The organism is Coprococcus sp. TM115-187, assembly GCF_027679115.1.
GTDB lineage: Bacteria > Bacillota > Clostridia > Lachnospirales > Lachnospiraceae > Allocoprococcus > Allocoprococcus comes.
On sequence record NZ_JAQEKS010000057.1, the window covers coordinates 1 to 1,134 of the forward strand.

The 1,134-nt window shown below is 39.6% G+C and carries 1 protein-coding gene; it reads right to left on the bottom strand.

The features are described from left to right. A partial coding sequence (locus PGW42_RS15780; RefSeq protein WP_270235195.1) for a GTP-binding protein occupies positions 1-1,134 on the bottom strand: 1,134 nt, incomplete at both ends.

A 1,134-nucleotide genomic window follows, 5' to 3' on the forward strand; every position in this document is an offset into this window, starting at 1 on the left:
AGGATTTGGCGGGACTTCTATGTGGATGGTATATTCTGCTTTTCTAAGCGGTCTTTCCAGATAAATAACCGAAGGCTCTTTCATAGCCACGCCCACATGATATTTTTCTTCTAATAGCGAACAAATAACTTCTAACTGTACTTTTCCCAAAAAAGATAACATAATCTCATGTGTAACAGTATCAATGTCAAAATGCAAAAGAGGGTCTGTATCAGCAATCTCTGCGAGGGCATTTAACAGGGCTTCCCTTTGCTCCGGCTTTTGCGGCTCTACCGTTGTCCGAAGTAATGGCATGGGATTATCAATCCATGTTTTGTGAGGCAGGAGTTTTTCATTTCCCAGAATGTCGTTCAGTTTCAAAGTATCATCAGCTAAAATAACAATTTCTCCCGGACAGGCATGGTCAGCCGGGACGATTTCACCATTTGACGGAATACACATTTCTGTAATCTTTATTTTTTTCTTTTTTGACAGCAGCAGGGTATCCCGTAAATGGAGCGTCCCATGATACAGGCGTAAATAAGAAAGCCGTTTTTTCCGCTCTGTATACTCAACCTTAAAAACATATCCACATAATTCAGACTGAATATCGTCTGTTTCTGTAATGAAAGTTTCTGTAACCGCTTCAATCAGTTTTTCTGTTCCTAAATTGTCTTTTGCACTCCCATGATAAACAGGAAACAAAGAGCAGCATCTGGTTCTTTTGCACTTTTCATATTGTAATTCCTGTATATCCAAAGAATCCTCTGCAACATATCGTTCTAATAGTTCATCGCTTCCGGAAATAATCATATCCCATTTGTCCAAATCAGAAATATCGGTCATGGATATTTGGGGCGACAGGGAAACCTCCTGCATGACAATCATATCACTGGTAAGTTTGTCTTTAATGCTTTGGTAAACACGCTGTAGGTCGATTCCATTTTGGTCTATCTTATTTATAAAGATAATTGTCGGAATGTCCATTTTCTGAAGCGCATGGAATAATATACGGGTTTGTGCCTGTACGCCGTCTTTTGCTGAAATGACTAAAACAGCTCCGTCAAGGACAGATAAAGAGCGGTATGCTTCGGTTAAAAAATCCATATGGCCTGGCGTATCTATAATGTTGACTTTTACATCCTCCCACTGAAA